The 25,461-nt window shown below is 65.2% G+C and carries 25 protein-coding genes; 11 read left to right on the top strand and 14 right to left on the bottom strand.

Going from position 1 to position 25,461, the window contains the following annotated elements; genetic code table 11:
* Positions 1–193: 193 nt before the first annotated feature.
* From QZ951_RS14085 to QZ951_RS14055, 7 genes are all read left to right on the top strand, one after another.
* A complete protein-coding gene (locus tag QZ951_RS14085) occupies positions 194–1,423 on the top strand; it encodes a porin (protein WP_293001578.1) in 1,230 nt (409 codons plus the stop codon).
* 514 nt (positions 1,424–1,937) lie between these two features.
* The gene (locus QZ951_RS14080; RefSeq protein WP_293001576.1) at positions 1,938–3,722 is read left to right on the top strand and encodes a PQQ-dependent methanol/ethanol family dehydrogenase; all 1,785 of its coding nucleotides are present in this window, start codon (positions 1,938–1,940) and stop codon (positions 3,720–3,722) included.
* A 161-nt stretch (positions 3,723–3,883) separates the two neighbouring features.
* Complete coding sequence (gene pedF, locus QZ951_RS14075) at positions 3,884–4,318, top strand: cytochrome c-550 PedF (RefSeq protein WP_293001574.1); 435 nt, start codon at positions 3,884–3,886, stop codon at positions 4,316–4,318.
* Positions 4,315–5,208, top strand: a complete 894-nt coding sequence (locus QZ951_RS14070; RefSeq protein ID WP_293001572.1) for a transporter substrate-binding domain-containing protein — start codon at positions 4,315–4,317, stop codon at positions 5,206–5,208. The genes pedF and QZ951_RS14070 overlap by 4 nt, the downstream gene beginning before the upstream one ends.
* Before the next feature lie 144 nt (positions 5,209–5,352).
* The gene (locus QZ951_RS14065; RefSeq protein ID WP_293001569.1) at positions 5,353–6,144 is read left to right on the top strand and encodes a quinoprotein dehydrogenase-associated SoxYZ-like carrier; all 792 of its coding nucleotides are present in this window, start codon (positions 5,353–5,355) and stop codon (positions 6,142–6,144) included.
* Positions 6,144–7,076, top strand: coding sequence for a quinoprotein relay system zinc metallohydrolase 1 (locus QZ951_RS14060; RefSeq protein ID WP_293001567.1), 933 nt, complete (start codon positions 6,144–6,146; stop codon positions 7,074–7,076). Before QZ951_RS14065 ends, QZ951_RS14060 begins: the two co-directional genes overlap by 1 nt.
* Positions 7,073–8,863 carry a PQQ-binding-like beta-propeller repeat protein gene (locus QZ951_RS14055; RefSeq protein ID WP_293001565.1) on the top strand — a complete coding sequence of 597 codons (1,791 nt, stop codon included), beginning with the start codon at positions 7,073–7,075 and terminating at the stop codon, positions 8,861–8,863. Before QZ951_RS14060 ends, QZ951_RS14055 begins: the two co-directional genes overlap by 4 nt.
* A gap of 98 nt (positions 8,864–8,961) precedes the next feature.
* On the opposite strand, the gene QZ951_RS14050 is transcribed toward QZ951_RS14055, so the two are convergent.
* From QZ951_RS14050 to QZ951_RS14025, 6 genes are read right to left on the bottom strand one after another with little or no spacing between them, the layout of a single operon-like run.
* Positions 8,962–9,669, bottom strand: coding sequence for a hypothetical protein (locus tag QZ951_RS14050; protein WP_293001562.1), 708 nt, complete (start codon positions 9,667–9,669; stop codon positions 8,962–8,964).
* Between the two features lie 11 nt (positions 9,670–9,680).
* Positions 9,681–10,196: a hypothetical protein gene (locus QZ951_RS14045; protein WP_293001560.1), complete on the bottom strand. Its 516-nt coding sequence runs from the start codon at positions 10,194–10,196 to the stop codon at positions 9,681–9,683.
* A gap of 28 nt (positions 10,197–10,224) precedes the next feature.
* Entirely contained in the window at positions 10,225–10,836 is a 612-nt protein-coding gene (locus QZ951_RS14040) for a hypothetical protein (protein ID WP_293001558.1), read from the bottom strand.
* Between the two features lie 4 nt (positions 10,837–10,840).
* The gene (locus QZ951_RS14035; protein WP_293001556.1) at positions 10,841–11,515 is read right to left on the bottom strand and encodes a MotA/TolQ/ExbB proton channel family protein; all 675 of its coding nucleotides are present in this window, start codon (positions 11,513–11,515) and stop codon (positions 10,841–10,843) included.
* Complete coding sequence (locus QZ951_RS14030; RefSeq protein WP_293001554.1) at positions 11,490–12,782, bottom strand: NAD(P)/FAD-dependent oxidoreductase; 1,293 nt, start codon at positions 12,780–12,782, stop codon at positions 11,490–11,492. The genes QZ951_RS14035 and QZ951_RS14030 overlap by 26 nt, the downstream gene beginning before the upstream one ends.
* Entirely contained in the window at positions 12,779–13,243 is a 465-nt protein-coding gene (locus tag QZ951_RS14025) for a hypothetical protein (RefSeq protein ID WP_293001552.1), read from the bottom strand. Before QZ951_RS14025 ends, QZ951_RS14030 begins: the two co-directional genes overlap by 4 nt.
* A gap of 376 nt (positions 13,244–13,619) precedes the next feature.
* Here QZ951_RS14025 and QZ951_RS14020 point away from each other — a divergent pair, with 376 nt between their 5' ends.
* Both QZ951_RS14020 and QZ951_RS14015 read left to right on the top strand, forming a co-directional pair.
* Positions 13,620–13,901 (top strand): DUF768 domain-containing protein, encoded by a 282-nt coding sequence (locus QZ951_RS14020; RefSeq protein WP_293001550.1) that lies wholly within the window; start codon positions 13,620–13,622, stop codon positions 13,899–13,901.
* A 285-nt stretch (positions 13,902–14,186) separates the two neighbouring features.
* Positions 14,187–15,560, top strand: a complete 1,374-nt coding sequence (locus tag QZ951_RS14015; RefSeq protein ID WP_293001548.1) for an FAD-dependent oxidoreductase — start codon at positions 14,187–14,189, stop codon at positions 15,558–15,560.
* Here the strand turns inward: QZ951_RS14015 and QZ951_RS14010 are convergent.
* Both QZ951_RS14010 and QZ951_RS14005 read right to left on the bottom strand, forming a co-directional pair.
* The gene (locus tag QZ951_RS14010; RefSeq protein WP_293001546.1) at positions 15,554–15,859 is read right to left on the bottom strand and encodes a ferredoxin family protein; all 306 of its coding nucleotides are present in this window, start codon (positions 15,857–15,859) and stop codon (positions 15,554–15,556) included. The two genes, QZ951_RS14015 and QZ951_RS14010, sit on opposite strands and share 7 nt — an antisense overlap.
* Positions 15,859–17,997, bottom strand: a complete 2,139-nt coding sequence (locus QZ951_RS14005; protein WP_293001544.1) for a molybdopterin-dependent oxidoreductase — start codon at positions 17,995–17,997, stop codon at positions 15,859–15,861. The genes QZ951_RS14010 and QZ951_RS14005 overlap by 1 nt, the downstream gene beginning before the upstream one ends.
* A 246-nt stretch (positions 17,998–18,243) precedes the next feature.
* On the opposite strand from QZ951_RS14005, the gene QZ951_RS14000 reads away from it, so the two are divergent.
* Complete coding sequence (locus QZ951_RS14000) at positions 18,244–19,674, top strand: hypothetical protein (protein WP_293001542.1); 1,431 nt, start codon at positions 18,244–18,246, stop codon at positions 19,672–19,674.
* A gap of 110 nt (positions 19,675–19,784) precedes the next feature.
* On the opposite strand, the gene QZ951_RS13995 is transcribed toward QZ951_RS14000, so the two are convergent.
* Positions 19,785–20,669: a metal-dependent hydrolase gene (locus QZ951_RS13995; RefSeq protein ID WP_293001541.1), complete on the bottom strand. Its 885-nt coding sequence runs from the start codon at positions 20,667–20,669 to the stop codon at positions 19,785–19,787.
* Positions 20,670–20,777: 108 nt separating this feature from the next.
* Positions 20,778–21,839, bottom strand: coding sequence for an AraC family transcriptional regulator (locus QZ951_RS13990; protein ID WP_293001539.1), 1,062 nt, complete (start codon positions 21,837–21,839; stop codon positions 20,778–20,780).
* 114 nt (positions 21,840–21,953) lie between these two features.
* Between QZ951_RS13990 and QZ951_RS13985 the strand changes: the two genes are divergently transcribed.
* On the top strand, positions 21,954–22,352 hold the full coding sequence (locus QZ951_RS13985) for a nuclear transport factor 2 family protein (RefSeq protein ID WP_293001537.1): 399 nt from the start codon (positions 21,954–21,956) through the stop codon (positions 22,350–22,352).
* Between the two features lie 150 nt (positions 22,353–22,502).
* On the opposite strand, the gene QZ951_RS13980 is transcribed toward QZ951_RS13985, so the two are convergent.
* From QZ951_RS13980 to QZ951_RS13965, 4 genes are all read right to left on the bottom strand, one after another.
* On the bottom strand, positions 22,503–23,003 hold the full coding sequence (locus tag QZ951_RS13980) for a hypothetical protein (RefSeq protein ID WP_293001535.1): 501 nt from the start codon (positions 23,001–23,003) through the stop codon (positions 22,503–22,505).
* Positions 23,004–23,562: 559 nt separating this feature from the next.
* Complete coding sequence (locus QZ951_RS13975; protein ID WP_293001533.1) at positions 23,563–24,195, bottom strand: hypothetical protein; 633 nt, start codon at positions 24,193–24,195, stop codon at positions 23,563–23,565.
* Positions 24,196–24,281: 86 nt separating this feature from the next.
* Positions 24,282–24,746: a hypothetical protein gene (locus QZ951_RS13970; RefSeq protein WP_293001531.1), complete on the bottom strand. Its 465-nt coding sequence runs from the start codon at positions 24,744–24,746 to the stop codon at positions 24,282–24,284.
* Between the two features lie 79 nt (positions 24,747–24,825).
* The gene (locus tag QZ951_RS13965) at positions 24,826–25,323 is read right to left on the bottom strand and encodes a hypothetical protein (RefSeq protein ID WP_293001529.1); all 498 of its coding nucleotides are present in this window, start codon (positions 25,321–25,323) and stop codon (positions 24,826–24,828) included.
* Positions 25,324–25,461 lie beyond the last annotated feature (138 nt).

The following is a 25,461-nucleotide window of genomic DNA, read 5'->3' as shown; positions in this document are numbered from 1 at the left end:
ATCTTGGCATGGCCGTTGCTCTATGGGTCACGCCGACACACTTGTGCGGGCCGCGCGCGCTGAAAGCCGATCTCAACAAAACGGCTGAACGGCAGCGGGGCTGAAGAGGAAGTGTGGCGGCAGGAGTGAGCGATCCACCGGGTCGGTGGATGGCTGCGCCGTTCAACCTCTCAACAATATTGGGGATTCACTAATGAAAGCAGCGAACCAGCGAAATCTGATTGCGGCCGCCGTGGCCATGCTGTCCGCCACCAGTGCCAGCGCACTGGAACTCAATGCCGGTGACTACAAGTTCACGGTCAACGGCAATATCAACGTCCATTACGTTTACTCGGATTGCGACAGCAGCTCGCCGGCTGTCATCGCCGCGGGCCTCGCCTGCACCGGCGGCGGCGGTACCGCCAAGAGCGCGTCCGCCGTCACCAACGGCCTGCTGCCGGCTGCGCTGTCGTTCGGCATCATCACCAAGCAGGCCGGTCTGGATATCGAAGGCCACTTCGGCTTCTATCCGGGCATCAGCACCAACGACGGCGGCAGCCCGAACCAGGTGGGTCCGCAGAACAATGTGGCGCTCGGCACCACCGGCCTCGATGTTCGTCAGGTCTATCTGACCTTCGGCAACAAGGACATCGGTACCTTCACGCTGGGTCGCAACTTCGGCCTGTTCGGCTTCGACGCGATCATCAACGACATCACCATTCCGGGTGTCGGCGTTGCCGGCGCCGCCGCTTCGGGCGCTCCGGCCAACACCACGCTGGGCTCGATCGGTCTCGGCTACGTCTATACCGACACGCTCGGCCAGATCAACTACACCACGCCGAGCCTGTTCGGCCTGAATGCCACGGTCGGCATCTACGATCCGCTCAACTCGCTGACCGGCGGCTCGGGCCGCAAGTCGCAGCCGGGCATCCACGGCAAGCTCGCGTACAAGACCGACATCGGCGGAGCGAAGCTGTACGCCTCGTCGACCTTCATCACGCAGCAGACGCGTGACGATGGCGGCAACGACGACTATCGCAGCTACGGTGTCGATGCCGGCGCCAAGCTGAACATCGCCGACCTCGAACTCGGCTACTGGTACTACTACGGCAAGGGCCTCGGCACGACCGCGCTGTTCGCGTTCGCCTCCGACGGCAACGGCGGCCGCCGTGGCTCCAACGGCTATCTGGCCCAGGCGTCGTACAAGATCAACGCCCTGAAGCTCGGCGTGAACTACGGCACCAGCCGCCTCGGTCAGGCCGATGGCGAACTGCAGTCGAGCGTGCCGGTCCGCAGCAACAGCAAGATCACCGGCGGCGCGTACTACTCGCTGACGAAGAACCTGACCCTGGTCGGCGAAATCTCGTCGGTGACCGCCAAGGCTCACGGTGGCGGCAAGAACGAAGCCCTGAACTTCAACATCGGCACGTTCCTGTCGTTCTGAGTCGTCGGCTGATAAAGAACCTCTCCTAGCGCCAAATTGAACCGGGCTTTGCGCCCGGTTTTTTTTGGCCCGGATTCCGGCGGAGGTCATGGCTCAAGTCCGAACGATAGCGGCCGATGAACTGTGTCATCCACTGTGACAAACTCGACACACCATGGCTTGCCATGGCGTGTGGATGGTGTCGACGCCGCGCTTGCGTCCCGGTGACGGTACAGCGAAAAAGGGGCTGTCCCCGGCTGGTGACACTGGCGGCACTTGCGTCAGACCCCGTTGTTCACGTGCTGGCAAGGTCCCCCGCATGACGTCGGTCCGGCTGATGGAGTCGTCGAATTTATTATCGAAGAATCATGGACTTGAAGCGGAATCGCCGGGATTGAATAGCTGCTTTCAATGGCGATGCGCACGCGAATGTTGCGTTGCGTTAAATGGCATTGATCATGCTTCTGGCGGCGCGATGACTTTGGTCGGGTCGTCACACTTGTGTACGAATTGAAACCTGAGGAGGAGAAAACAGATGAACCACAAAATTGAACGAACCAGCATCGCTCGGGCCGTTGGCCTGATCGGGCTGGCGGCGGCGGCGAGCGCGCTGCCGGCAGTGGCCGCGGTGCCGGTCACCGATGCCATGATCGCGAACGACCAGAACACGCCGAACGATGTGCTGACGGTGGGCATGGGCTTCAGCGGCCAGCGCTTCAGCACGTCGACGCAGATCAATTCCGACACCGTCGTCGACCTGGTTCCGGCCTGGTCGTTCTCGATGGGTGGCGAAAAGCAGCGCGGCCAGGAAACCCAGGCCCTGGTGCACGACGGCAAGATCTTCATCACCGGTTCGTACTCGCGTCTCTGGGCGCTGGATCAGAAGACCGGCGCCAAGCTCTGGTCGTATGAGCATCGCCTGCCGGAAGGCATCGTGCCGTGCTGTGACGTGGTCAACCGCGGCGCCGCGCTGTACGACAACCTCGTGATCTTCGGCACGCTCGACGCCAAGCTCGTCGCGCTCGACCAGACCACCGGCAAGGTCGTCTGGACCGAAACCATCGCCGACTTCAAGGGCGGCTACTCGTACACGGCAGCGCCGCTGATCGTGAAGGGCAAGCTGATCACCGGCGTGTCCGGCGGCGAGTTCGGCGTGGTCGGCCGCGTGGAAGCACGCGATGCCAAGACCGGCAAGATGGTCTGGACGCGTCCGACGGTCGAAGGCCACATGGGCTACTTGAACGGCAAGGAAAACGGCGTGTCGGGCAAGACCAACGCGACCTGGCCGGGCGACCTGTGGAAGACCGGCGGCGCCGCCACCTGGCTCGGCTGCACCTACGGTGCCGACACCAACCAGATCTACTGCGGCACCGGCAACCCGGCTCCGTGGAATGCCTTCACCCGTCCGGGCGACAACCTGTACTCGACCTCGACCGTCGCAATCAACGCCGATACCGGCAAGATCGAGTGGAGCTACCAGGGCACGCCGAACGACCATTGGGACTTCGACGGCGTCAACGAGTTCATCTCGTTCGACATGAAGAAGGACGGCAAGACCGTCAAGGCCGGCGCCAAGGCTGACCGCAACGGCTTCTTCTACGTTCTGAACCGCACTGACGGCAAGCTGCTCAGCGCCAGCCCGTTCGTCACCAAGCAGACCTGGGCCTCGGGCGTCGACCTGAAGACCGGTCGTCCGATCGAGTCCAACAACCGTCCGGGCAATCCGGGTTCCGGCGAGAAGGGCAGCGCGGTGTTCGCCGCTCCGTCGTTCCTCGGCGGCAAGAACTGGATGCCGATGGCGTACTCGGGTCAGACCGGCCTGTTCTACGTGCCGGCGAACGAGTGGGGCATGGACATCTGGAACGAGCCGATCACCTACAAGAAGGGTGCGGCCTATCTGGGCGCCGGCTTCACCATCAAGCCGCTGTACGACGACTACATCGGCGCGCTGCGCGCGATGGATCCGGCCACCGGCAAGGTCGTCTGGGAATACAAGAACCCGGCTCCGCTGTGGGGTGGCGTCATGACCACCGCCGGCAATCTGGTGTTCACCGGTACCCCGGAAGGCTTCCTGAAGGCGTTTGACGCCAAGACCGGCAAGGAACTGTGGAAGTTCCAGACCGGTTCGGGCGTCGTCGGCCAGCCGACGACCTGGGAAATGGACGGCGAGCAGTACATCGGCGTCGCGTCGGGCTGGGGCGGTGCGGTTCCGCTCTGGGGCGGCGAAGTCGCCAAGAAGGTCAAGGACATCAGCCAAGGTGGCTCGTTCTGGGTCTTCAAGCTGCACAAGTCCGGCAAGGCCACCGTTGCGCAGAACTAAGCTCGACCGGCCTCGGCCGTCGAAGCTGAACGAAAGCTAGAAAGCGGAACGAAAAGGAGCCCGGATTCGGGCTCCTTTTTCGATTCACGCGGTCTCATCGATCATCCCCCCACCCATTTTTTTCATTACCACTCGGTCTCACACCCATGATGATTCGCACGATGTTCAAGTCCGCAGCACTGGCCTCGGCGGTTGCCGTGGCCGCGGTCGCCACGTTCGCGTTCAACAGCCCGGCGGTCAGCGCCCATGGTGACGTCACGCCGCAGGCAGTCGATGTCTCACACCTGCCGCCGCTCGACGGCCCGAAGACCAGCAATCCGTACGTCGGCAACCCGGACGCGATCAAGATCGGTTCGTCCGCGTTCAACCAGAACTGCGCGCGCTGCCATGGCCTCGGCGCCGTGTCCGGCGGCATCGCGCCGGATCTGCGCTACCTGCCGACCGACGCCGAAACCGACGAATACTTCAAGGGCAAGGTCCAGGGCGGCGCGATCCGCAACGGCGTGACCTACATGCCGGCATTCAAGGATGTCTTCAAGGAAGAAGCGATCTGGGCGCTGCGCAGCTACCTCGTCAGCATCCACACCGAGCCATGAGCCTGTTCCGGACGTCGGTCCGGTTGCTGGCACGCGGCATCCTGACGGTACTGGCGCTGGCGGCCACGCTGCTGACCGGCGTGGCGTTCGCTGACGAAGGCGACGACCGTCTCGATCTGGTTCGCAAGAAGGGCGCGATCGAGTTCGTGGTCTATCGCGACTTCCCGCCGTACTCGTATCAGGTGGATGGCGCGTTCAAGGGCGTCGACGTCGAGATGGGCGAAGCGCTGGCTGCAGCGCTCGGCCTGAAGGCCACGTTCAAGACCTTCATTCCCGGCGACGACCTCGACGATGACCTGCGCAACCAGTTGTGGCGCGGCACCATCGTCGGCGGCAGCGTCGGCGACGTGATGCTCCACGTCGGCGCTGATCCGCAGTACGTCGCGCGCCAGGACAAGGTCTGGATTTTCGGCGTCTATTTCCGCGAGACGGTGTCGCTGTCGTTCGATCCGAAGAAGTTTCCGGACTATTCGGTGCTGGAGGATCTCGAAGGCAAGCGCATCGCCGTGGAACTGGGGTCGATTGCCGATCTGTACCTGACGAACTTCAACGACGGCGCGCTGCGCCAGTCGCTGAACCGCTACCCGACCGCGAACGAGGCGGTGAAGGCCTTTGTCGCGGGCAAGGCCGATGCCACGATCGCGCCGCGCGGTGAACTGCAGGGCCTGTTGAAGCTGAATGGGGAAAACGGTCGCGCCTCGCCGGCGCAGACGGTGCAGTTCCAGGGTCTGTTCCGCAATGCCTGGGAAATCGGCATCGCGGTCAAGCGGGACAGCCCGAAACTGCGCGATGCGCTGGCCGACGCGCTGGCCACGATGATCGAGAACGGACAACTGAAGGCGATCTACGCCCGTCACGGGATGGATTACCAGACGCCGGGCTTGAAGTAGGCAACGGCTGGCACCGGCCGCGCCCCCGCGCTGCCGGTGCTGGACCACACGAAGCGTCATTCCCGCATGATCGGGAATCCGCGCTGGTCTCGTTTCGACGGCCGGAGCGGCGATACGCCACGGTGCAAGGACGAGGACAGGCTCATGAATGAAGTCGCAGGCAGGGCAGCGCAGCGCGTTGCGCGAATGATCGGCGCAGCAGCTTGCCTGCTGTCCGGATTCGCGGCACTAGCCGCGGAGCGCCCGGTCGATCCGCTGAACTCCCCGGGCTGGAGCACGATCCACGGCCGCTACTTCAAGGACCAGACCGTGGTCTTCGACGAGCGCGTGAAGGTGATGGCGCCGTCGGCAGCGGAAAACCCGCTGGACGTGCCGGTGCAGATCGACGCCGATGGCCTGGCCGATGTCGAGCAGGTGCTGGTGGTCGCCGATTTGAACCCGATCCAGAAGATCCTGAGCTACGAACCTACGCGGGCGCTGCCCAGCCTGTCGTTCCGGTTCAAGGTGGAGCAGTCGACGCCGATCCGCGCCGCAATGCGGACCAAGGACGGCGTCTGGCATGTCGGCGGCGTCTGGCTCAGCGCCGCTGGTGGCGGCTGCACCACGCCGAGTCACGGCAGTGCCGACCCGCTGTGGCAGACGCATCTGAACGAGGTCAGCGGCCGTCTGTGGCCGAAGGCCGACAGCAACACGCAGCGCCTGCGCCTGCGCGTGGTCCACCCGATGGACACCGGTCTCGCCAGCGGCATCCCGGCGTTCTACATCGACCGTCTGGTGATCAGCGACGCCCAGGGCGAGCAGATCGCGCGGCTGAACACCTACGAGCCGATCTCGGAGAATCCGGTGCTCAGCTTCGATCTGAAGGGCAGCGGTCCGGTGCGCATCACCGGCGGCGACATCCAGGGCAACAAGATCGCGGCCGAGATTCGTCCGTGATGCTCCGATGGGCAGGCGCGGCGCTGATCGTGGCCGGAGCCATGACGGCGCGCGGCGACGATTTCGCCTACCAGCTCAAGCCGACGGCGGTTGCCGACGGCGTCTACGCGCTGATCGGGAAGACCGAGAATTTCACCCGCGACAACGGTGGCAACATCGTCAATACCGGTTTCATCGTCGGGCAGGATGGCGTCATCGTCATCGATTCCGGTCCGTCGAAGGCCTATGGCACGCAGCAGCGCGCGGCGATTGCCGGCGTGACCCCGCAGAAGGTCACGCAGGTCTATCTGACCCATGCGCACCCGGACCATTTCCTCGGCAACCAGGCCTATGCCGATGTGCCGATCGCGGCCACCGTCGCGACCAACGCGGCCCTGCGCCAGAGCGGTGACGCGCTGCTCGACAATCTGTATCGCTTGGTCGGCGGCGCGATGAGCGGCACGCAGGTGCAGTTCGGCTCGGCCGATGCAGCTCCCGGCAGCGTCCGGATTGCCGGCCGCGCCTTGCGCCTGATTCCCGCGGCTGGCCACACCGCTGGCGATCTGATGGTGTTCGACGAAGCGACGAAGACCCTGTTCACCGGGGATCTCGTGTTCTTCCAGCGCGCGCTGACCACGCCGAATGCCGACATCCCGCGCTGGCTGGCGACGCTCGATGCGATCGACAAGCTTGATTTCAAGGTGATGGTGCCGGGCCATGGCCCGGTGCTGCGCGACCATGCGGGCGTCATGCAGACCCGCGACTATCTGCAATGGCTCAGCGGCGCGTTGAAGGACGCCGCGAATCGCGGCCTCGACATGCCGGAAGTGATGCGGCTGCCGATTCCGGAGCGATTCCGCACGCTGGCCGTGCTGCAAACGGAGTACAGCCGATCGATTGCCCATCTGTATCCGGCGTACGAACTCGAAACCCTGCCTGCGGCACGACCATGATCCAGAAACTCCTCCGTCACACGATCTTCGGACTGCTGTCCGCTTCCGTGTTCGCGATCAGCGCTGCCAGCCCGTCCAAGGCCCCCCGGACGCTGGACTGGCCGGTCTACGGCCTCGACAACGCCAACAGCCGTCTAGCCGCGATCACGTCGATCAACCCGACAACGGTCGGCAAGCTGGTGCCGAAGTGGATCTACCAGAGCGGCGTCAGCGGCACGTTCCAGGCCACGCCGCTGGTGGTCGACGGCCGCATGTACGTGTCGCTGCCGTTCTCGTCAGTGGTCGCGATCGATCCGAAGACCGGCCACGAGCTGTGGCGTTACGAACACAAGAAGCGTAGCGAGCGCATCTGCTGCGGGCCGGCCAATCGCGGCGTGGCCGTCGCCAACGGCAAGGTCTTCGTCGGCACCGTCGACGCGCGTCTGGTCGCGCTCGATGCTGCCTCCGGCAAGGTGCTGTGGGATGTCGAGGTCGCGCGCCCGGAAGCGGCCGCGGAAACGCAGGCCGGCTTTGCCGCGAGCGACAGCCTGAAGGATGTGAAGGTCACCGGTGCGTCCGGCGTCGGCATCGCTTCGGCGCCGCTCGTGTTCGGCAATCGCGTGATCGTCGGCGTCAACGGGCTCGGCTACGGCCTGCATCTCGACAGCCTGCGCCCCGGCGCGCCGCTGGGTGCCGTGGTCGGCCTGCCGGGTCAGTACGGCGGCATCGGTTTCCTTGCCGCGTTCGATGCCGACAGCGGCAAGCCGTCGTGGCGGTTCGATACCGTGGTTCGCCCGGAGAACGGCGGCTGGGAAGGCGAGTTTGCCGCCGCCACGCCGGACGGCGTGCCGCTGAACCGCAATGTCGACGCGGAGCGCAAGCTCGCGCCGACGCGCAGGGACGCGTGGAAGTTCGGCGGCGGCTCGGTCTGGAACACGCCGGCGTTCGATCAGAAATCCGGCCTGCTGTTCTTCGGCGTCGGCAACCCGAGCCCGCAGATGAACGGCGACGGTCGCCCGGGCGACAACCTCTACACCTCGAGCCTGGTCGCGGTCGACGTCGAGACCGGCGAGCGCCGCTGGAGCTGGCAGCAGGTGCCGCACGATCTCTGGGGCTACGACGTGGCGTCGCCGCCGATGCTGCTCGAGGCCACCGTCAACGGCCAGAAGGTGCCAGCCGTGGCGCAGGCGTCGAAGCTCGGCTGGCTGTTCGTGCACGACCGCTACACCGGCAAGCTGCTGTACAAGTCGGACGCCTACGTCCCGCAGAAAAACCTGTTCGCGCAGCCGAGCCGCGACGGCGTGACGATCTCGCCGGGCATCGGCGGGGGTGTCAATTGGTCACCGGCCGCGCTCGATGCCGCGCGCCAGTTGGTGTTCGTCGCGGCAATGCATCTGCCGACAACCTACAAGGTCAAGGAAATCCCGGCCGATGGCGACAAGCCGGCGGTGCCGTACTTCGCGGCCGAGCCGTCCAACGAGCAGAGCTGGGGCGTTCTGGCGGCGATCGATCTGGGGAGACAGGGCCAGATCGCGTGGTCGACCAAGACCGCGCAGCCGCTGATTGGCGGCGTGCTCGCGCTGCAGGGCGGTGTCGTGTTCACCGGCGAAGGCGACGGCAACCTGTCGGCCTTCGATTCCAGGACCGGCAAGCGTCTTTGGCAGTTCAACTGCGGCGCCGGCGTCAACGCTCCGCCGATCGCGTGGATGATGGACGGCAAGCCGTACATCACGGTGGCCGCCGGGGGCAGCCAGATCTGGGGTTATCGCCAGGGCGATGCCGTGGTGACGTTCGGCCTGCCGGACTGAACCCGGGCTCTAACGCGTGAGGCGCTGCAGGCCCGCTCAGGTCTGCCGCGCCGGTTCAGTCGCGCGGCCGGCTCGATCAGTCGGGGCCGCGCGCGGGATCAGCGCTCGAACGACTCCAGTTCCATCGTCACTTCGCCGCCGACGATCTGCGTGGTTTCGAGCGGCTCGACCCGCTGCAGCTTGATCAGCCCGACACCGGGCGCATACCACTCGGTATGCCGGACCACGACTTCGGAGCCGCCGAGTCGCGGATCGGCCAGCACGTAGATCAGCGCATCGCCTTCGGCCTTGATGCAGTGCTTGAAGGTGCCGGCCGGCACGGTCACTTCCTCGTCCACGGCCGTGATCTTCATCTGCAGCGCGAAGCGCACCGATTCATGGTGCAGGAAGCGTTCGCGAAACGGCACGGCGCGTTCGAGGATGAACGGCTGGCTCGGCTGTTCCCAGCCATCCCCGAGCTTCGGGGCGATCGGCAGCACGGTGCGCGGCGTCGGTTCGTCCCGCGGCTCGAACTCGACCGTCGTGCGCAGGCCGGCACGAACGATGTTGCGGTCGTCGAGCTTCAGCCAGTACTCGGTGCCGAGACTGTTGCGACGCAGCCAGAAGGTTTCGCCGTTGCGCTCGCGCGGGCCGGCGCTGGTGATCTCGAAGGTCTCGGTCTTCTCGCCGAGGGCATTGGTCTCGTGCAGCGTGTACGTCCAGCGACGTCCCGATTCGAGCGGAAAGTACGGTGTGTCGGGCGCGTTGCCGCAGGCTGCGAGCAGCAGGCTGGCGAGGGCAGTGAACGGCAGAGGAAGGCGACGCATGCGCACGCGCCTCACTTTTCCGGCAGCGCCGGATCGGGCAGATCGGCCAGCGTGAAGCTCGCCAGCGCCGCGGTCCGTCGGGCATCCGAGACCACGTTCGACTTGTTCCGGACACCGGCCTTGCGGCCGATCTGTGGCAAGCCCTGCTGCCGCTGGCGCTCGCGCGCGTCCTGAATCTGCTTCTGGTCCTCGGGGCTGTACGGCAGTTCGTAGGCGCGCGGTTCCTTGGCTGGACCGGACGGCGTCAGCTCGGTGGCCCAGATGTGGATCAGGCCCGGGTCGCCGGTGGCGCTGTTCGGCTCGCGCACGCTGGCCGCGTGATACAGGAAGCGTTCGGGCAGCACGGCGCGGGTCGGCCAGCCTGCCATCTGCTTCCAGCCGTAGTGGCTGAGCCCGGCCATCGCGACGAACGCGACGATCATCACGGTCTTGAGCCGCGCGCCGAGCGTAGTGCGGACCAGCAGCGCCAGCAGCAGCAAGGCCAGCGAGAAGTACAGCAGCGACAACAGCACGAGTCCGTTGGACATGGAGGCTTGAGGGTGGTGACGAGAATGATCAGTTGCTGGACTTGACCAGCGATTTCTGCAGCGTGTTGACGTTGATGACGTCGCCTTCCGGCGTCACGGTAAAGCGCACGGCGGTCTTCTCCTCGCCCTGCCGCGTCAGCGTGATGGTGTCGTAGAAGATCACCCGCAGCACCGGATTGACCTTGACGACATTGACCTGCACCGGCACCGGTCCGGTGTTCGCCGACTTGTAGTTGTTGACGTTCACCGTGTACTCGCCCGGTGCCTTGCCGCGCAAGGTCACCACTTCCTGATTCAGCGGATTCACGACTTTCTGGCCGTTGACCGTGATCGTGTCGTTGGCCAGCCCGCGGTCGTCGCGGTCCAGATGCATCTGCCCGTCGTCCGGATGGCTGAACCAGACCACGTCGCCGGTGCCGGACTCGACCCAGGTGTCGATGTCGTCCTCGGCGCCATCCGGCCAGGTCGTGGTCACGATGAACTCGGCCTTGGTGTCGATCACGCCGGTCTTCTTCGATGGCGGGTTCAGGAACAGCAAGGTCAGGAACAGCAGCATCGTGAAGCCCATCAGGGCATTGAACAGCAGATCCGTGAACGGATCTTCCTCGTAGTGATGACGGTTGCTGCCGCGGCGAGACATCGGCTCAGCGCGCGCCCGGATCGGGCATGGTGATGATCAGCGCGAACAGGCGATCCGCCGCGCGATCGATCACCAGCATCTGGATGCCGATCATCATCGAGCCGATCAGGCCGACGATCGTCGTGTACAGCGACACGCGCATGCCCAGCCCCATGTTCTGGATCAACCGATCCAGCCCCTGACTCTGCAGATCGCTGGCGTTGCCGATCGACGCCAGCATGATGACGAAGCCGATCACCGTTCCGAGCAGCCCCAGCTTGATCTGCAGACCGGCCGAGAACCAGCCCAGTTCGGTACGGCCCTTGATCCGCTCGTGCAGCAGGTCGCCGAGCGCGGTCGAGTCGGCGCCGTTCAGCGCCTGACGTTCGGCGAGATAGTCGCCGACCCAGCTCGGTCCGGCGCTCGGCTGGCCGTTCTGCAACCCCTGCAGCACCGCATGTTGCCGCGCCAGTTCGAAAGCCATGCTGCCGCAATAGATCGACGCGGCGACGAACAGCACGATGATCCCGAACGTCAGCCAGGTCGGGTCGCCAAACGCGAGCAGCGGCAGCCAGCCCAGATCGTTGCTGATGTACAGACCATAGGCGATCGCAGCCGCGATCAGCAGCCAGCGATGCCAGCAGGCGCCGACCGGATCTTCCCGGCGCAGCCCCTCAGGTCCGTTTCGCTTGCGCGCCAAAACTGTCAGTCGTGATGCTTTCATACCAATCGCGTGCCTGGGCCGCTTCCTGCTGCCGCAATTCGGCGCTGCCCGACAACGGACTGACGCCGTCGGAAATCACCGAGATGCGGCCATTGGCGGCCGAATAGAAACCGGAAACGGAGATTGCTGCATCCTCGGCAACGAGGCTGTAGCAGGTGTTGACGAAGCGGGCGAGCGGTGCCTCGCGGCCCTCGAACGCCGCGACGATGACCGATGCGCAGAGCTTGGCCTGCGTGTTCGCCGCGAAGGCCGACTTCGGCATCGGCGCTGCCACCGAGGCGTCGCCCAGCACGTGAATGCCGGCGTGGCGGGTCGATTCGAACGTCGTCGGCTCGATCGGGCACCAGCCGGATTCGTCGACCAGATCGCCCTTCGCCGCAATCGCGGCGGCCTGCTGCGGCGGCACGATCGACGCGAGATGGGTGCCGATGGACGTGTTCGCATCGCGCAGCCAGACCTCGCCGGTCGTGACATCGACGCGAACCACCTCGCCACCCTTGGCGCGCGGCAGCCACTCGATCATCGCGCCGTAGCGGTTGTCCCATTCGAGCAGGAACAGCGCGCGCTTGGTGAAATCGTCCTTGGCATCGGCGATCAGGATCTTGCAGCGCTTGCGGCCGGTCTTCCGCAGGTGATCGGCGATCAGGCCGGCACGCTCGTACGGCCCGGGCGGGCAGCGGTACGGATTCGGCGGCGAGCCGATCAGGATCACGCCACCGTCCGGTACGGCATCGAGGCGATCACGCAGGTTCAACAGCTGCGTGTCGCCGAGCCAGGCGTGCGGCATCGCGCCGCTGTTGCCGGCATCGAGCCCGGCGATCGGCCCCCAGTGCATCGCCACGCCGGGCGAGACCACGATGCGGTCGGCGGTGTAGCGCTGGCCGCTCGCGGTCGTCACCGACTTCGCGACCGGATCGAGCGCGATCACTTCATCGACCACGGTCCGCACGCCATGCGCCTTGCCGATGTCCGCCGTGCGCCGCGTGATGCTGTCGACTGTGCGCAGGCCGGTGATCGCGAGGTTGGTGAACGGGCCGGTGCAGTAGCGCTCGCGCGCCTCGATCAGCAGCACGTCGATCGACGACGACAATTGCCGCAAGGTCTTGGCGCAGGTGGCACCGCCAAATCCGGCGCCGATGACGATGACGCGCGCCTTGCGGCGGCTGCCCGCTGCGGCCGCAGTCATCGGCACCATGGCCGATGCCAGCAGGCCCTGCAGCAAGGTGCGGCGCGACAGGCTCATCGCGGTTTCGCGTTCGAGCCGACCGCTTTCGACGAGGACGTGGCTTGACCCAGCTCGGCGGCGAGCTGTTCGATCTCGGCATCGCCCAGCTTCACGGCGAAGCGCGCCATGATCGAACCCGGTTGCGGCTGATCGCGCGCGGCACGCAGCGAGGCAGCGATTGCCGCCGGCGCGTAGTGATCCAGCGCCGGCATCGACGCGGCATTGACCGCCGGCTGATGACAAGCGAGACACGACAGGGCGAGCGGCGACAGCGACTTTGCCGGCGCCGCGACAGCCGGGCCTGTCGCCAGCAGCAAGGCGATCAGCGCGGTGACGGAGCGAGGGCGGGGCAGCGGCATGGTCGGCGACAAAGGCAGAAAGCGTGCCGTCTGGCACGGCACGCAGAATAACGCGCAAGCCCTTGTTTGCAAGCCATTATCCGGTGTCGTGACCGCACCCCGCGTGCGCGCGGCTGTCACGCGGATGGGACAGTGCTTCCGACCGGGCGCTCCCGGCGAAGCACTCGAAGCACCCTTGCTGCGATTGCTCGTGCGGCCGCGCGTGCAAGCGCGGGTGGCCGATGGTCCGGCGTCCCGCGCGGTTTGGCGAACCCACGGCCGTTCGGAAACTGCCGACGTATGCGGACCGTCGACGCGATCCGGCGCCCTCGAAACCGGATGACATGGCAAGCCCGTCCTCGCTAATCTGCAGGTTAGGTCTTGCCGCGCACGTGCGGGCTCGCAGCGCCGATTGCCGTGGCAGCGTCCGGCGGGCCCAGCGCTCGATCACGGCATGATGTGAGGCGCCGTTCGCGGGACACCGCGCCGAATTCGACATAGGAGCAGAGCAGACGTCATGAGCAATCGCTTCCTGAGATGGGCCAGCACCTGGATCGAGGACAACATCCTGCCCGGTGCCAATCCCGACGTTGAAACGTATGCAGCACGCGCGAAGCGCATGACGGACAAGATGATCGCCGACGCGCTTGACGCCGGCTTCACCAGCGCGGAGATCGACGAGGAACGCGCCCGCCTCGCACCGCAGGTGCTCGCCGCGGCCTCAGACGACCGGGACTTCGACGTCAATGCCTACCACCTCAAGTCCCTGCTGGCGCAGGAGAATGAGGACGGGGATTGAACGCTGCCTTCCCGGCAGCCGATGGCCTTGCGCGACGGTGGCGCGCGGCGCCGAGAATTCCCAGCAGCTTCGTTCGATGAGTCCTCCGAGCGGGCCGTGACTCGCTTGCTGACCCGCGATTCGGCCATTGACCGGGCTCGCGACGCATCGATCACCCACGTTCGCCGGCCATCACAGAGCCGAAGGCGGCAGGGCGCGACACGCCACGGGCGCTGATCGCGGCGCTCGCTTGCGTCAGCGCGCCGCCTCCGGTGTCATCAAGGTTCGACCTTGCCACGCGCGCCCATGTTCGACTCCGATTCAACCGTCCCGTCGTTCGATGCCGTGGTCATCGGCGCCGGCTTTGCGGGCCTTCGGGCAGCGGTCGATCTGCAGCGTGCCGGCCTGCATATCGCGCTGCTTGAAGCGCGGGATCGCGTCGGCGGCCGATCGCGGCCTGGGATGCTGGCCGGGCGTGTCGTCGATACCGGCGGCCAATGGGTCGGCCATGGTCATGCGCAGCTGACCCGGCTCGCCGCCGACGCCGGTGCACCGTTGCTGTCGCAGGAACGGCCGGGGGCGAAGCTGCTGCAGATCGGCGACCGGCTGCATCGCTACTCGGGCCTGATTCCGCCCGCGTCGCCGGTCGCGCTGATCGAGATGCAGATCCTGCTGTGGCGTCTGCGTCTGATGCAGCGTCAGGTGCCGCCAGACGCGCCGTGGACGGCGACCCGCGCCACGCAGCTCGACGCGCTGACGGTCGCCGACTGGCAGCGCCGCTGGTTGCGGAGCGACGGCAGCCGGATGCTGTTCGACGCCGCGGTGCGCGCGGTGCTGTGCACGGAAGCGTCGAACCTGTCGATGCTCGGCTTTCTGCATTACCTCGGCAGCAGTGGCAGTTTCGACGCGCTGCTTGCGGTGCGCGATGGCGCACAGGCACAGACGGTCGGTGGCGGCATGCACGCGCTGGCCACTCACCTGGCCCAGCAGCTGATGCCGGGCACGCTGAAGCTGTCGACAGCCGTGCTGGCGCTCGAACAGCGGTCAAACGACGTCCGGATTCGGCTCGATGGCGACCGTTGCCTGCAGACGAGGCGGGTCATCGTCGCGATGGCGCCGCGGATGGCCGGTGACATCGCGATGGCACCGGCTTGCGCGGAACGAAGCGCGCTGGCCCACGGCATGCCGATGGGCTCCGTGATCAAGTGCGTGATCGCCTACGCCCGGCCGTTCTGGCGCGATGCCGGCTTGAATGGCGAATTCGTCGGCGACCGGGCACTGCTGTCGCCGGTGTTCGATGCTTCGCCAGCGGATGGCAGTCACGGCGCGCTGGTCGGCTTCATCGATGGCACCAACGCGCGCCACTGGAGCAAGGCCACACCCGAAGCCCGGCGCGCCGCCGTGCTGGCCAGTCTGGTCGGCGCGTTCGGCCCGCAGGCCGCGGCGCCGATCGATTATCTCGATCACGACTGGATCAGCGATCCGTGGAGTCGCGGTTGCTACGTCGGAGTGCCGACGCCGGGCATCCTGAGCCGACATGGCCCCGCGCTTGCCGCGCCGAGCGGGCGCATCCACTGGGCCGGCACTGAAACCGCGGGGCGCTGGTGCGGCTATATCGAAGGCGCGCTGTTGTCTGGCGCGCGTGCCGCGTCGGAAGTGCGCACCGCGCTGGCTCAGTAGCCCAAGGCCGCCCGCCGCGCCTCGGCCGTCGGCAGCGCGGCGGTCTTGCTGTCGATCACCGGCAGTTCGCGGGATCGCTGGCGATTCAGCGCGATCAGTTCGTCCGCGCGGCTTTCGAGATCGAAGGCATCGACGATTGCCTTGACCGGGCAGACCGGCACGCAGGCCGCGCAGTCGATGCAGGCCTCCGGGTCGATGTAGAGGCGGTCCTCGGCGGCATGGAAGCAGTCGACCGGACACAGCGCCACGCATTCGGTGTAGCGGCAGGCGGTGCAGCTATCGGTGACGACGTGTGGCATCAGGCGCGCTCCACTTCGACGGCGTTGTCGGAGAACGTCGGCGCGCCGCCGAGATCGCCCAGCACCGTCGGGTTCAGCGCGGCGGGCGTGGCCTTTGCCCGCGAACTCGCGATCCAGTAGCCCATCGGGGCGACGACCACGCCGGGCATCGCGTCATCGCCAACCTTGGCCACGGCGACGAAGCTGCCTCGGGCATTGCGCACCCGGACCAGATCGTCGCTGCGGATGCCGCGCGCGTCGGCATCGACCGGGTTCATGAACAGCCGCTGCTCGCTTTCGCGCGCCAGTTGCCGCCGGTGGTTGGCATAGCTGGAGTTCAGGAACGAATGGCTCTTCGGCGACATCATCGCCAGCGGGTGGCGGGCGCCGGGTGCGGCATCGCGGATGCCGGATTCGCGCGGCGGCTGGTACGTCGGCAGCGCCGGCACCGGCGAGCCGTCCTGAAGCTCGCCGTAGCCCTGCCGGAAGGTCGGCAGCACGAAGTTGCCGCCGGCGGCCATCGAGGCTTTCATCTCGACCTTGCCGGACGGCGTCGGGAAGCCACCTTCGGCATGCGGCGCAAAGACATCGGCCGCCGGCAGGTTCAGGCGGGCGTAGCCCTGCGCTTCCAGCAGTTCCATGGAGATGCCCTGCATCGTCGGCGCGTCCCAGTCCAGCGATTCGCGAAGGATGGTCTCGTCGCTGCGCTGGAAGAACGGATCGTCGAAACCCATCACCGTCGCCAGCCGGCGGAACAGTTCGGCGTTCGACACTGCTTCGCCCTGCGGCGGCACCGCCTGCCGGTTCAGGGTCAGGTACAGATGGCCCCAGGAGAACATCAGGTCGTCCTGCTCGACCTGCGTCGTCGCCGGCAGCAGCAGGTCGGCGTAGCGCGCGGTGTCGGTCATGAACTGCTCGCTGACCACGGTGAACAGGTCTTCGCGCGCCAGCCCTTGCTGCAGCCGGAGCTGGTCCGGGGCGACCACCAGCGGATTGCTGTTGTAGACGAACAGCGCGCGGATCGGCGGGTCCAGCGGCAGGCTGCCGGTCAGCGCTGCGCCGAGCTTCCACTGGTTGATGACGCGTGTACCCGGTGTCGCCAGATCCGCGCGATGCAGCCGATCCCAGCGCACCGGGAACGCCCACAGCGGCAGTTGCAGCAAGCCGCCGCCGGGACGTCGCCAGGCACCGACGAGCGCCGGCAGACAAGCGATCGCCCGCACCAGTTGCCCGCCGCCGGCCGAGCGTTCGATGGCCACGCCAATCCGGATCGCCGACGGCTGGGCGGTGGCGTAATCGCGCGCCAGCGTGCGGATCACTTCGGCATCGATGCCGGTTTCGTCTGCCGCGAACTCCGGCGTGTATTGGGCGACATGGGCCGACAGTTCGTCGAAGCCGATCGTGTGGCGATCGACGTAATCACGGTCGACCAAGCCTTCGCGGATGATCACGTGGATCATTGCCAGCGCCAGCGCGCCATCGGTGCCGGGGCGCGGCCGCAGGTGCAGATCGGCCATCGCCGTCGTGCCGGTCTTGACCGGGTCGATCACCACCAGCTTGGCACCCTGCTTCCGCGCCTGATCGACGAACGGCCACAGATGGGCGTTGGTGCTCAGCAGGTTGCAGGCCCACAGGATGATGAAGCGCGAGTGGGCGAGGCTTTCCGGGTCCATGCCCGGCGTCGGGCCGACGGTCATCACGTAGGCCGTTGAAGCGCCCGAATCGCAGAACGTGCGCTCGGAAATGGTCGCGCCGAGCTGGTTGAAGAACGGATCACCGACGGTCAGGCCGTTGACGATGCCCTGCGTGCCCAGATAGCTGTACGGCAGGATCGCGGTCGGGCCGTCGGCCTTGATGATCGCGCGCCAGCGCTCGCCGATCGTCGCCAGCGCTTCATCCCAGCTGATGCGCTCGAACTGCCCGGAACCCTTCGGCCCGCTTCGGCGCATCGGATAGAGCACGCGTTCCGGGTGGTAGACGCGTTCCTGATAGTGGCTGGTCTTGGCGCACAGCCGGCCCTGCGTGAACGGATGCGCCGGATTGCCCTGCACGCCGGTGACCTTGCCGTTGGCGACCTTGACCAGCATCGAGCAGGTGTCGGGGCAGTCGTGTGGACAGGCGCCGAGCACGGTGGCGTCCTGGGCGAGCATCGTCGTCATCGCGGTCTCCGATCAGGCGGGCAGGTGCTCGAAGCATGCTGTGTGCGAAACGACGATTCAATTGGCCGCGAGACTCGTTCCGGCGGTCATTCCACTTCGGCACCTGCAGAGGCGAGCCGCGCCCTGCACATCGAACCGCGTGGCGATTGATTGAATTCGAAGCATCGTCAACGGCTGTTCGACCGTGCTGTACTAGGATTCAGGTCATTCGATCAACAGTCCACGTTCCGGAGTCGGAGTACCGCCATGTCGCTCAACCGCGTCGTTCCGATGCTTGCCGTGTTGCTGGGCCTATCCATTGCCGTGCCGGTGGCACGCGCGCAGACGGCGGCGGCAAACGAATTTCCGGTCAACGTGCTCGGATCCCAGAACGAGGTCGACTCGGCCGTCGCCCGCAATGCCAGCGGCCGCACGGTGATCGTCTGGGACGACAACGGCACCATCCGCGCGCGACGCTTCGATGCCGCCGGCGCACCGCTCGACAACGGATTCGTCGTGGACGCGGCGGGCATGCGTCCGGATGTCGCGATCGCGGCCGACGGCGGCTTCATCGTCACCTGGATCCAGCCTGGAGCCGATGCCAATGCCCGGTTTCGCCGTTACAGCGCAGACGGGCTGGCGACCGGTCCGGCCTCGCCGGTGCTGGTCGGCACGCCAGCGCGCAATGCGACGCAGGCGGCGATCGCGCTCGACGATCACGGCCGTTTCGCGATTGCCACCGCGCATGCCGATCCGGCGCGGGGCATCTCGACCGGGCCGTTCCTGTTGTGGCTCGTCGGTGCCGGCATCGTCGATCTGCTCGCGGCGCCGATGCAGGTCAATGTCAGCCATTTCGATGTCGACGGCCGGGCGCTCAACTCGGCGACGCTGTCGCGCGCCAGCGACCTGACCTTCTACCTCGCGGTGCAATCGCTGGTCGGCGGCGGCATCGAAGGCGTCACGCCGCAGCTCGGTGGCAATGTCGATGTGGCGTTGGACGCGTTCGGCAACGCGACCGTGGTCTGGGACAGCATCAGCGGCTTCGGCGTGACGCCGCTGGTCGTGCTGGGCAGCACGCTGGGGCGCGTGGCCGGCACCGTGCAGGTGCGCAGGTTGCGGCGCGGTGCGTCACAGCCGGGGCCGGAGGTCACCGTCGATGTGGGCCAGAGCGTCGTGTTGCAGTCGTTCAACCCCGGCACCATCGCGTTCGCCCCGCCGCCCCCGAAGCCGTCGATCGCGCTTCGGAACGATGGCCGCGCCGTGCTGGCCTATGCGCTGCCGTTTCGGTTCGAGATCGTGTCGCGGCCCCTCGATGTTGGCGACACGCGCGAAATCGATCGCAGCCTGCGTCTGACCACGCTGTCGCCGACGCTGTTGCCGCAGCGACTGCCCACCGTGGTTGCGGAGCAGGTTGAAGCCGCGTCGATCGCGGTCGATGCGTCGGGCAACGCCGTCGTCGCCTGGGAAGGGTCGCTACCGGGTCCGATCATGGCGCAGCGTTTCGACGCCGCGCTGGCGCCATTGGCCGCACCGGTTGCCGTCGGCAGCCGTCAGCGCACCACTTTCGCCCCGACCACATCGCCGATCGGTCTTGGCGCGGCGGCCGACGGCAGCTTCGCGCTGAGCTGGCAGCAGCGCGTGACGAGCCCCGGGCCGCGCCGCACGACCGTTCGCGCGCGCTTCTACACGGTGCCGTGAGTCTGCACCTCGGGCGCGCCCGAGTGCGGCGCGCCACCAGTGGCCATCACTGACGCGCGCGGAATCGACAACCGCGGCCTGAACTGGCGCCGCCGCGCACGCCGTGACGCTCAGGCCGCGCTGGCGTACGCCTCGTTGCCGGCAGCCACGGCATCGCCGCCGGTCCGCGCATAGGCATCGGCCCAGCGCTGGTAGGTCTGCATCTCGCCGTCCTGCCACGGGTGGAAACCCGGCCGGTAGTACGCGAGGTAGTGGCCCAGCAGCGGTCGGAACAGGCCATTCCAGCCGTACAGCCAGCGCAGGCCGCGCGCCCACAGGCCCATGCGCTGGCGGAAGCTGAAGCCGTCGACGACGAGCATGTGCCGCAGGATCAGGAACACGTGCAGCGGGAACATCACGGACGTGTACAGCATCACGCCGGTGCGCAGGAAATAGCCGGACTTGGCGACGTTCTTCATCACGTCATACGCCACCGCCTTGTGCTCGATTTCCTCGACACCGTGCCAGAGGTACATCGCCCGGATGCGGGGATCGGCGTCGGCGAACACCTCGTGCCGCTCGAAGAAGCTGTGCGCCATGATCGAGGTCATGTGCTCGGCCGCCGCGGTCTGCGCCAGCGTGAACGAGGCCGGCAACAGGCGGCGCATCTTGATCAGCATCTCGCGGGTCTTCGCTTCGATCACGTCGACGCGAACGCCCTGTGCCTGCAGGCGATCGTTGAACTGCTTGTGGACGCGGCCGTGCTGCGCTTCCTGCCGCATGAAATCCTTGACCTGCTGCTGCAGTTCCGGATCGGTGATCTGGTCGCGGTAGTCGCGCACGCAGGTGATGAAGAATTTCTCGCCTTCCGGAAACAGCGTCGACATCGCGTCGAAGAAGCGCGACTTGAAGGCATCGCCACCGAACCAGTGGCGCGGAATGTCGCCGTCCAGATCGAAATCGACCTCGGTGCGCGGCACGATCGGATAGCCGCTGGTGACGGTGGTCTGCTTCATGGGGCGCTGCCTCGATGGAATGGCGTGCCTGCACTCTAGGCCGCGCGGCTTGTGCCGACTATGACCGACCGCGACCTCGAGGGAACATTTCGCGACAGGTGCGCCGGCTCAGCCGTCCGCCCGTTCCTTGCCGCGAAACGCGCTCGGCGAGGTGCCGGACCAGCGCCTGAACGCGCGCGTGAAGCTGCGGCGATCGGAAAAGCCGAGCCGCTCGCTGATCGTTTCGATGTCCTGCGCGCCGTCTTCGAGCCAGCGCACGGCCAGCCTGAAGCGGGCGCGATCCTGAAGCTCCGCATAGCGCTGATCCTCGTCCTGCAAGCGTCGCTGCAAGGTGCGCGGATGCAGGCCGAGCACCGCCGCCATCCGGTCGATGCCTTGTCCGAGCAATGCCGGCTGCGTGGCGAACGCCTGTTCGATCGCCGCCACCAGGCCCGGCGACGGCAGCGCATCGTGGCCCGCCTTCGGCGGCAGCTGTGCCAGCCGCTGCTCGACACGAAAGCGCGCCTGCCTGTGCAGCGCCGGGAACGCGCCGTCCAGCGGCTGATCGAGCAGCGCGCGGTCGAAAGCCAGCAGCTGCTGCGGCTGGTCGAACAGCACCGGCACGCGGAAATAGGCGTCGTACGCCGCGACATGCGCCGGCCGCGCATGACGGAAGCACAGGCGACGGAACGGCACGTCCGATCCCAACAGCCGCCGGCCGAACTTCACGATCGACGCGAACGTGGTTTCGCTGAAATACGGGTACGGCGCAGGCTCGCCGGACGGCGCGAGATCCAGCACCAGATGGGCCTCGGCATCGATTTCGGCCAGCCGCACCTGAATCAGCGGGTTGATCAGCTCGCGCACCCAGTCGAACACGCGCAGGCCATCGCGCAGGGTCGGGCTGGTGGCGAGAAACGTGTCGATGTCCGGCAGATAGTCGAACGCGAAGGTTTCGCCCAGCACGAACGGAAAGTGCTGCGGCGAGTCGCGGGTTCGCGTCACGCAGGCTTCCATCACCTTCTGCAGCAGCGGCGCACTGACCGTCGCGCTTTCGACATGGATCAGGTCGGTTTCGATGCCCAGTTCGCGGAACACCGGCTCGATGTTGAAGCCGCACTGCGACGCCGCCTTGACCCAGTTCGGCAGGGTGATGAACGGAATCGGTTCGAGGTGCAGCGGCGGGCTCATTCACCGAGTATGCCGCAGCGGTGATGGCCAATTGCAGCACGGACCGCTATGCAGATGGTGCGCGCAGCGGGCAGGCTAGACGCAGGCACCACCACCCGCCGGAGCACCCGCACCATGCGCCAGACCGACCCGATCCACCGCTGGCACGAGATGGTTCGCGCCCGCAGCCCGCGCGGCCTCGAAACGCTGCTGGCCGATGACGCGGTGTTCCACTCGCCGGTCGTGCACACGCCGCAGGTCGGCAAGGCGATCACCGCGAAATACCTGACGGCGGCGTTCTTCGTGTTCTTCAACGACACCTTTCGCTACGTCCGCGAAGTGCGCAGCGGCAATGACGCGATCCTGGAGTTCGAAGTGACGCTGGACGATATCGCCATCAACGGCGTCGACATGATCCGCTGCAACGACGCCGGCCAGATCACCGACTTCAAGGTCATGATCCGGCCGCTGAAAGCGATCAATCACATCCATCAGAAGATGGCGGCGATGCTGGCGAGCGGGAAGGCGCCGTAGTCGGGCGGTCGCCGGTTTCGGGCCGAAAGCTAAGTAGCCCGGATCGACCAACGCGAAATCCGGGGCGATACCGATTGCGGAACGTGGCAATCCCCGATTTCGCGACGCGCTAAGAGGTCTGCGCTCGCTACGCAGCCTTCCGCGCCGACATCAGCTGCGGCCAATGCGCAGCGCGTTGTACAGACAGATGCCGGTGGTGATCGTGGCCGCGACCACGGCAATGTAGAACGTGCCGTAAGACACCAGATTCGGCCAGTCGCCGATCGGTTGCAGGCCACGCTCCGGTGCGTAAACCGCCGTCGAGTAGCCGATCATGTTCCCCCACAGCAGCACGATGGCCCAGTAGTACACCCACTTTGCCTGACGAACGCTGAAGTCCAGTCGGGCACTCAAGCCGACCATGGCCATGACATAGATCGAATTCAGAATCGTGCCGACATGCACGTTTCGGAGCAGCTCTTTCTGGTCCGGGACGATCACTTCAAAACGCGGCAGCGGCACGATGTGGAAGACGTTGCCAGCCAGCGCGATCAGCCACACGAAGCCGCCCGCGAAGCCGAGAAACATCATGATGAAGCAATGGGTCAGCAGCTTGCCGCTGATTCGGTCCGAGAACCCTTTGCCCGCCACCACCCACGTCTCCTGCTTCATCGGCTCTCCCCTGTTTGTTTTCGGTACATTCGCGGCACGTCGCGGCAAACGCTGAATTGGCCACTGCCGATCGGGCACGTCCGCTGCGAGCAGGACGGCGCTCCCACTCCGACCCCCTTACGCGGCTACGTTTCCGTATTAAGTAAACAGTATTAACGTAACGTCGTCAACGCAAAAAATCGGAAGAGCAGCTGCGAACCAAGCTCCTAGTAGCGCGGTCTGCCAGTTAACTGGTCCGCAGGGCGGGTTGCGATCCACCACAGAGAAAGCGCACTGCGGCAATCAGTTTTGATGGCAGCGTGTGGCCTGTTCAAGGCAGGCGACACTCACGGCACTGAAAGCGGGGTATGCGACCGCCCCTGCGTGCTTCCACATCATGTGACCGCTTTCGCGAGAGACCGAATCCAAGTCGCCCGGATTTCGCTAGGCTCAATCCGGACTGCGCTGGCTGATGGATAACGTTTGATATGAGAGGCCCCCGTAGCGGCGAAGCCGCGTAGGGAACCTGCAAGCGCAGCTTGCAGGCTGTCCCTCTTGACGGAATAGTTAGCTGCAGTACTCATTGGACGACGAACTCACCGGAGGCTTGGCCAACGATAACTCGTGGCGGCACGCCACTGCTTGGTGCCTCAACAACCCACACGCCAGAAAATTGTGGTGTTCGGATTGTTGTGAAATGCCACGACAGCAGAGAGCGAGTGGCGGCAATGACTTCGGGAATGTCTTTGGCCAGATTGTTTAAGCCCTTGTCGTTTCCCCAAGGATTGTCAGCATGCAGGTGCTTCCCTAATCGATCATAGAAACTCTCAAATTCATCTTTGGAAAGAGAGTTGTCTTGCCTCCGATCGAAGCGCCAATTTCCGGGAGATACAGCGATTGGAGCTGAAGCAGGCACGGGGTAAAAATCAGAATTGATCTTGCCTAGGAACTGCAAGATCGATCTGGCATTGAAGTCTTTCGTGAGATCGGAATTTTTATCGGCTTGTGCCCGATATTCCGCGTACTGGGTCTTGTTGGGGGCAATGGCAGCAAATGCAACCGCTTCCAGAGCCTTGCGAATTTGCAGGACAGCTGACTCTAGAGAAAACACATCTTTGGAAGAGCCATATGCACCGAGAAGACGCTCGCAGGCCGCGAGCCTAGCAAGTGCCTCACTGATTTTCCCAAGGTAAATGGTCTGAAGCTCTGTCATGGTGGAAGAACTAAACCGCTAACGCTCAGGTTCAGCCGTGACCACGCGAAGCGTGGTCACGGCTGAACCATTGGTTGGATCGCACGTTAGCAACCACAGGACACCCACACAGCGATCTTGGATTTGATTGTACCGGCCTCGATGGTGAGAGGACCCGTGAACTCTGATACCTCGCAGCCCTCCGAATCTTTAGGACATACCCAGACGCTCGTGAGCGTGCCTGCGACGCTCAGTTGCTGAGACGATAGTGACACTTGCTGCTTCTCGCCCAGGGCCGACGCGTACGGGATGTCTGCAGCAGGCTGCAGTTTGTGAAGGTTGCCTCGAGTAAACATCACGGCCGGGCCGCCGAGCTCCCAACTAATGATAAAAGAGCCAGCGCCCTTCTTCTCTGCCGGGTAGTAGAAGCCGCAGCCGCAGCCAGCCTCATAGTCTCCGGCACGAAGCTCTCCAACCTCGAGACCGCCTAAGCTTTGAATCTTTCGTGACTGATCGCCCGCAATGGCGTTCGCCGCAAAGCCCCAGAGCGCTACTGTGAAGAACGTAAGCATCATTGCGGTCCAACGCCCGCGCTCAGCCGCGGATTCGCCGCGGCGCAGCGGAGTCAAATGCGTCTGATGGAGCGGCTGGTTAGGCGCGCGGTGTAGACAGTGCGTCTTCAAGTATGCGACGTGCTTTAAGTGCTTCGGAAAAGAAGCTCAAGAGAATCATAGCAATGCCGAAAAGTAACATGCTAATCGGGAACCAACTAGTGCCTTTACTTGCGCTATTGGGGTCGATGAGAACACGCCAAGCAGTGTAACCAACTCCCGCAAGCCAAACCCCAGTGAAAGCAGCAACGATAGGTTGCAAAAACATGGTCACACTGATTCGCGACCCAAACGAAGTAGGCGTAATACGACCGCAGATAACAGGAAGACAAGAGTTAGGAAAACGAATGTCGCGGCGCACGCGAAACGAATCCTCGGTGACTTCGCCGAGAAAAGATGGCTCCAGAGTTTTAGGAGTAGCAAAGCTTTTACGGATTTTCTCTACAAACCGGCGCGGTGGCCGAACAAATGGCCGAATGCGCGCCACTACGATATGAACTGGAGAAGGCACATGAAGCGCGAAACGATAAATTGGCATTTAGTAAGCGCCTAACGAGCCTGTAGAAAAACGTCGGAATCGCACACGCCCCTATCTATTTCTGACTCTGGAGCGCAACTCGAGCAACTCAGCGTCCAGATTTCGTTTTGGTGAAGGATAGGCATCACGGCGACCGAG

It is taken from the genome of Nevskia sp., assembly GCF_021732705.1.
In the GTDB taxonomy this organism is placed as follows: domain Bacteria; phylum Pseudomonadota; class Gammaproteobacteria; order Nevskiales; family Nevskiaceae; genus Nevskia.
This window is presented reverse-complemented; position numbering and strand designations above follow the sequence as displayed.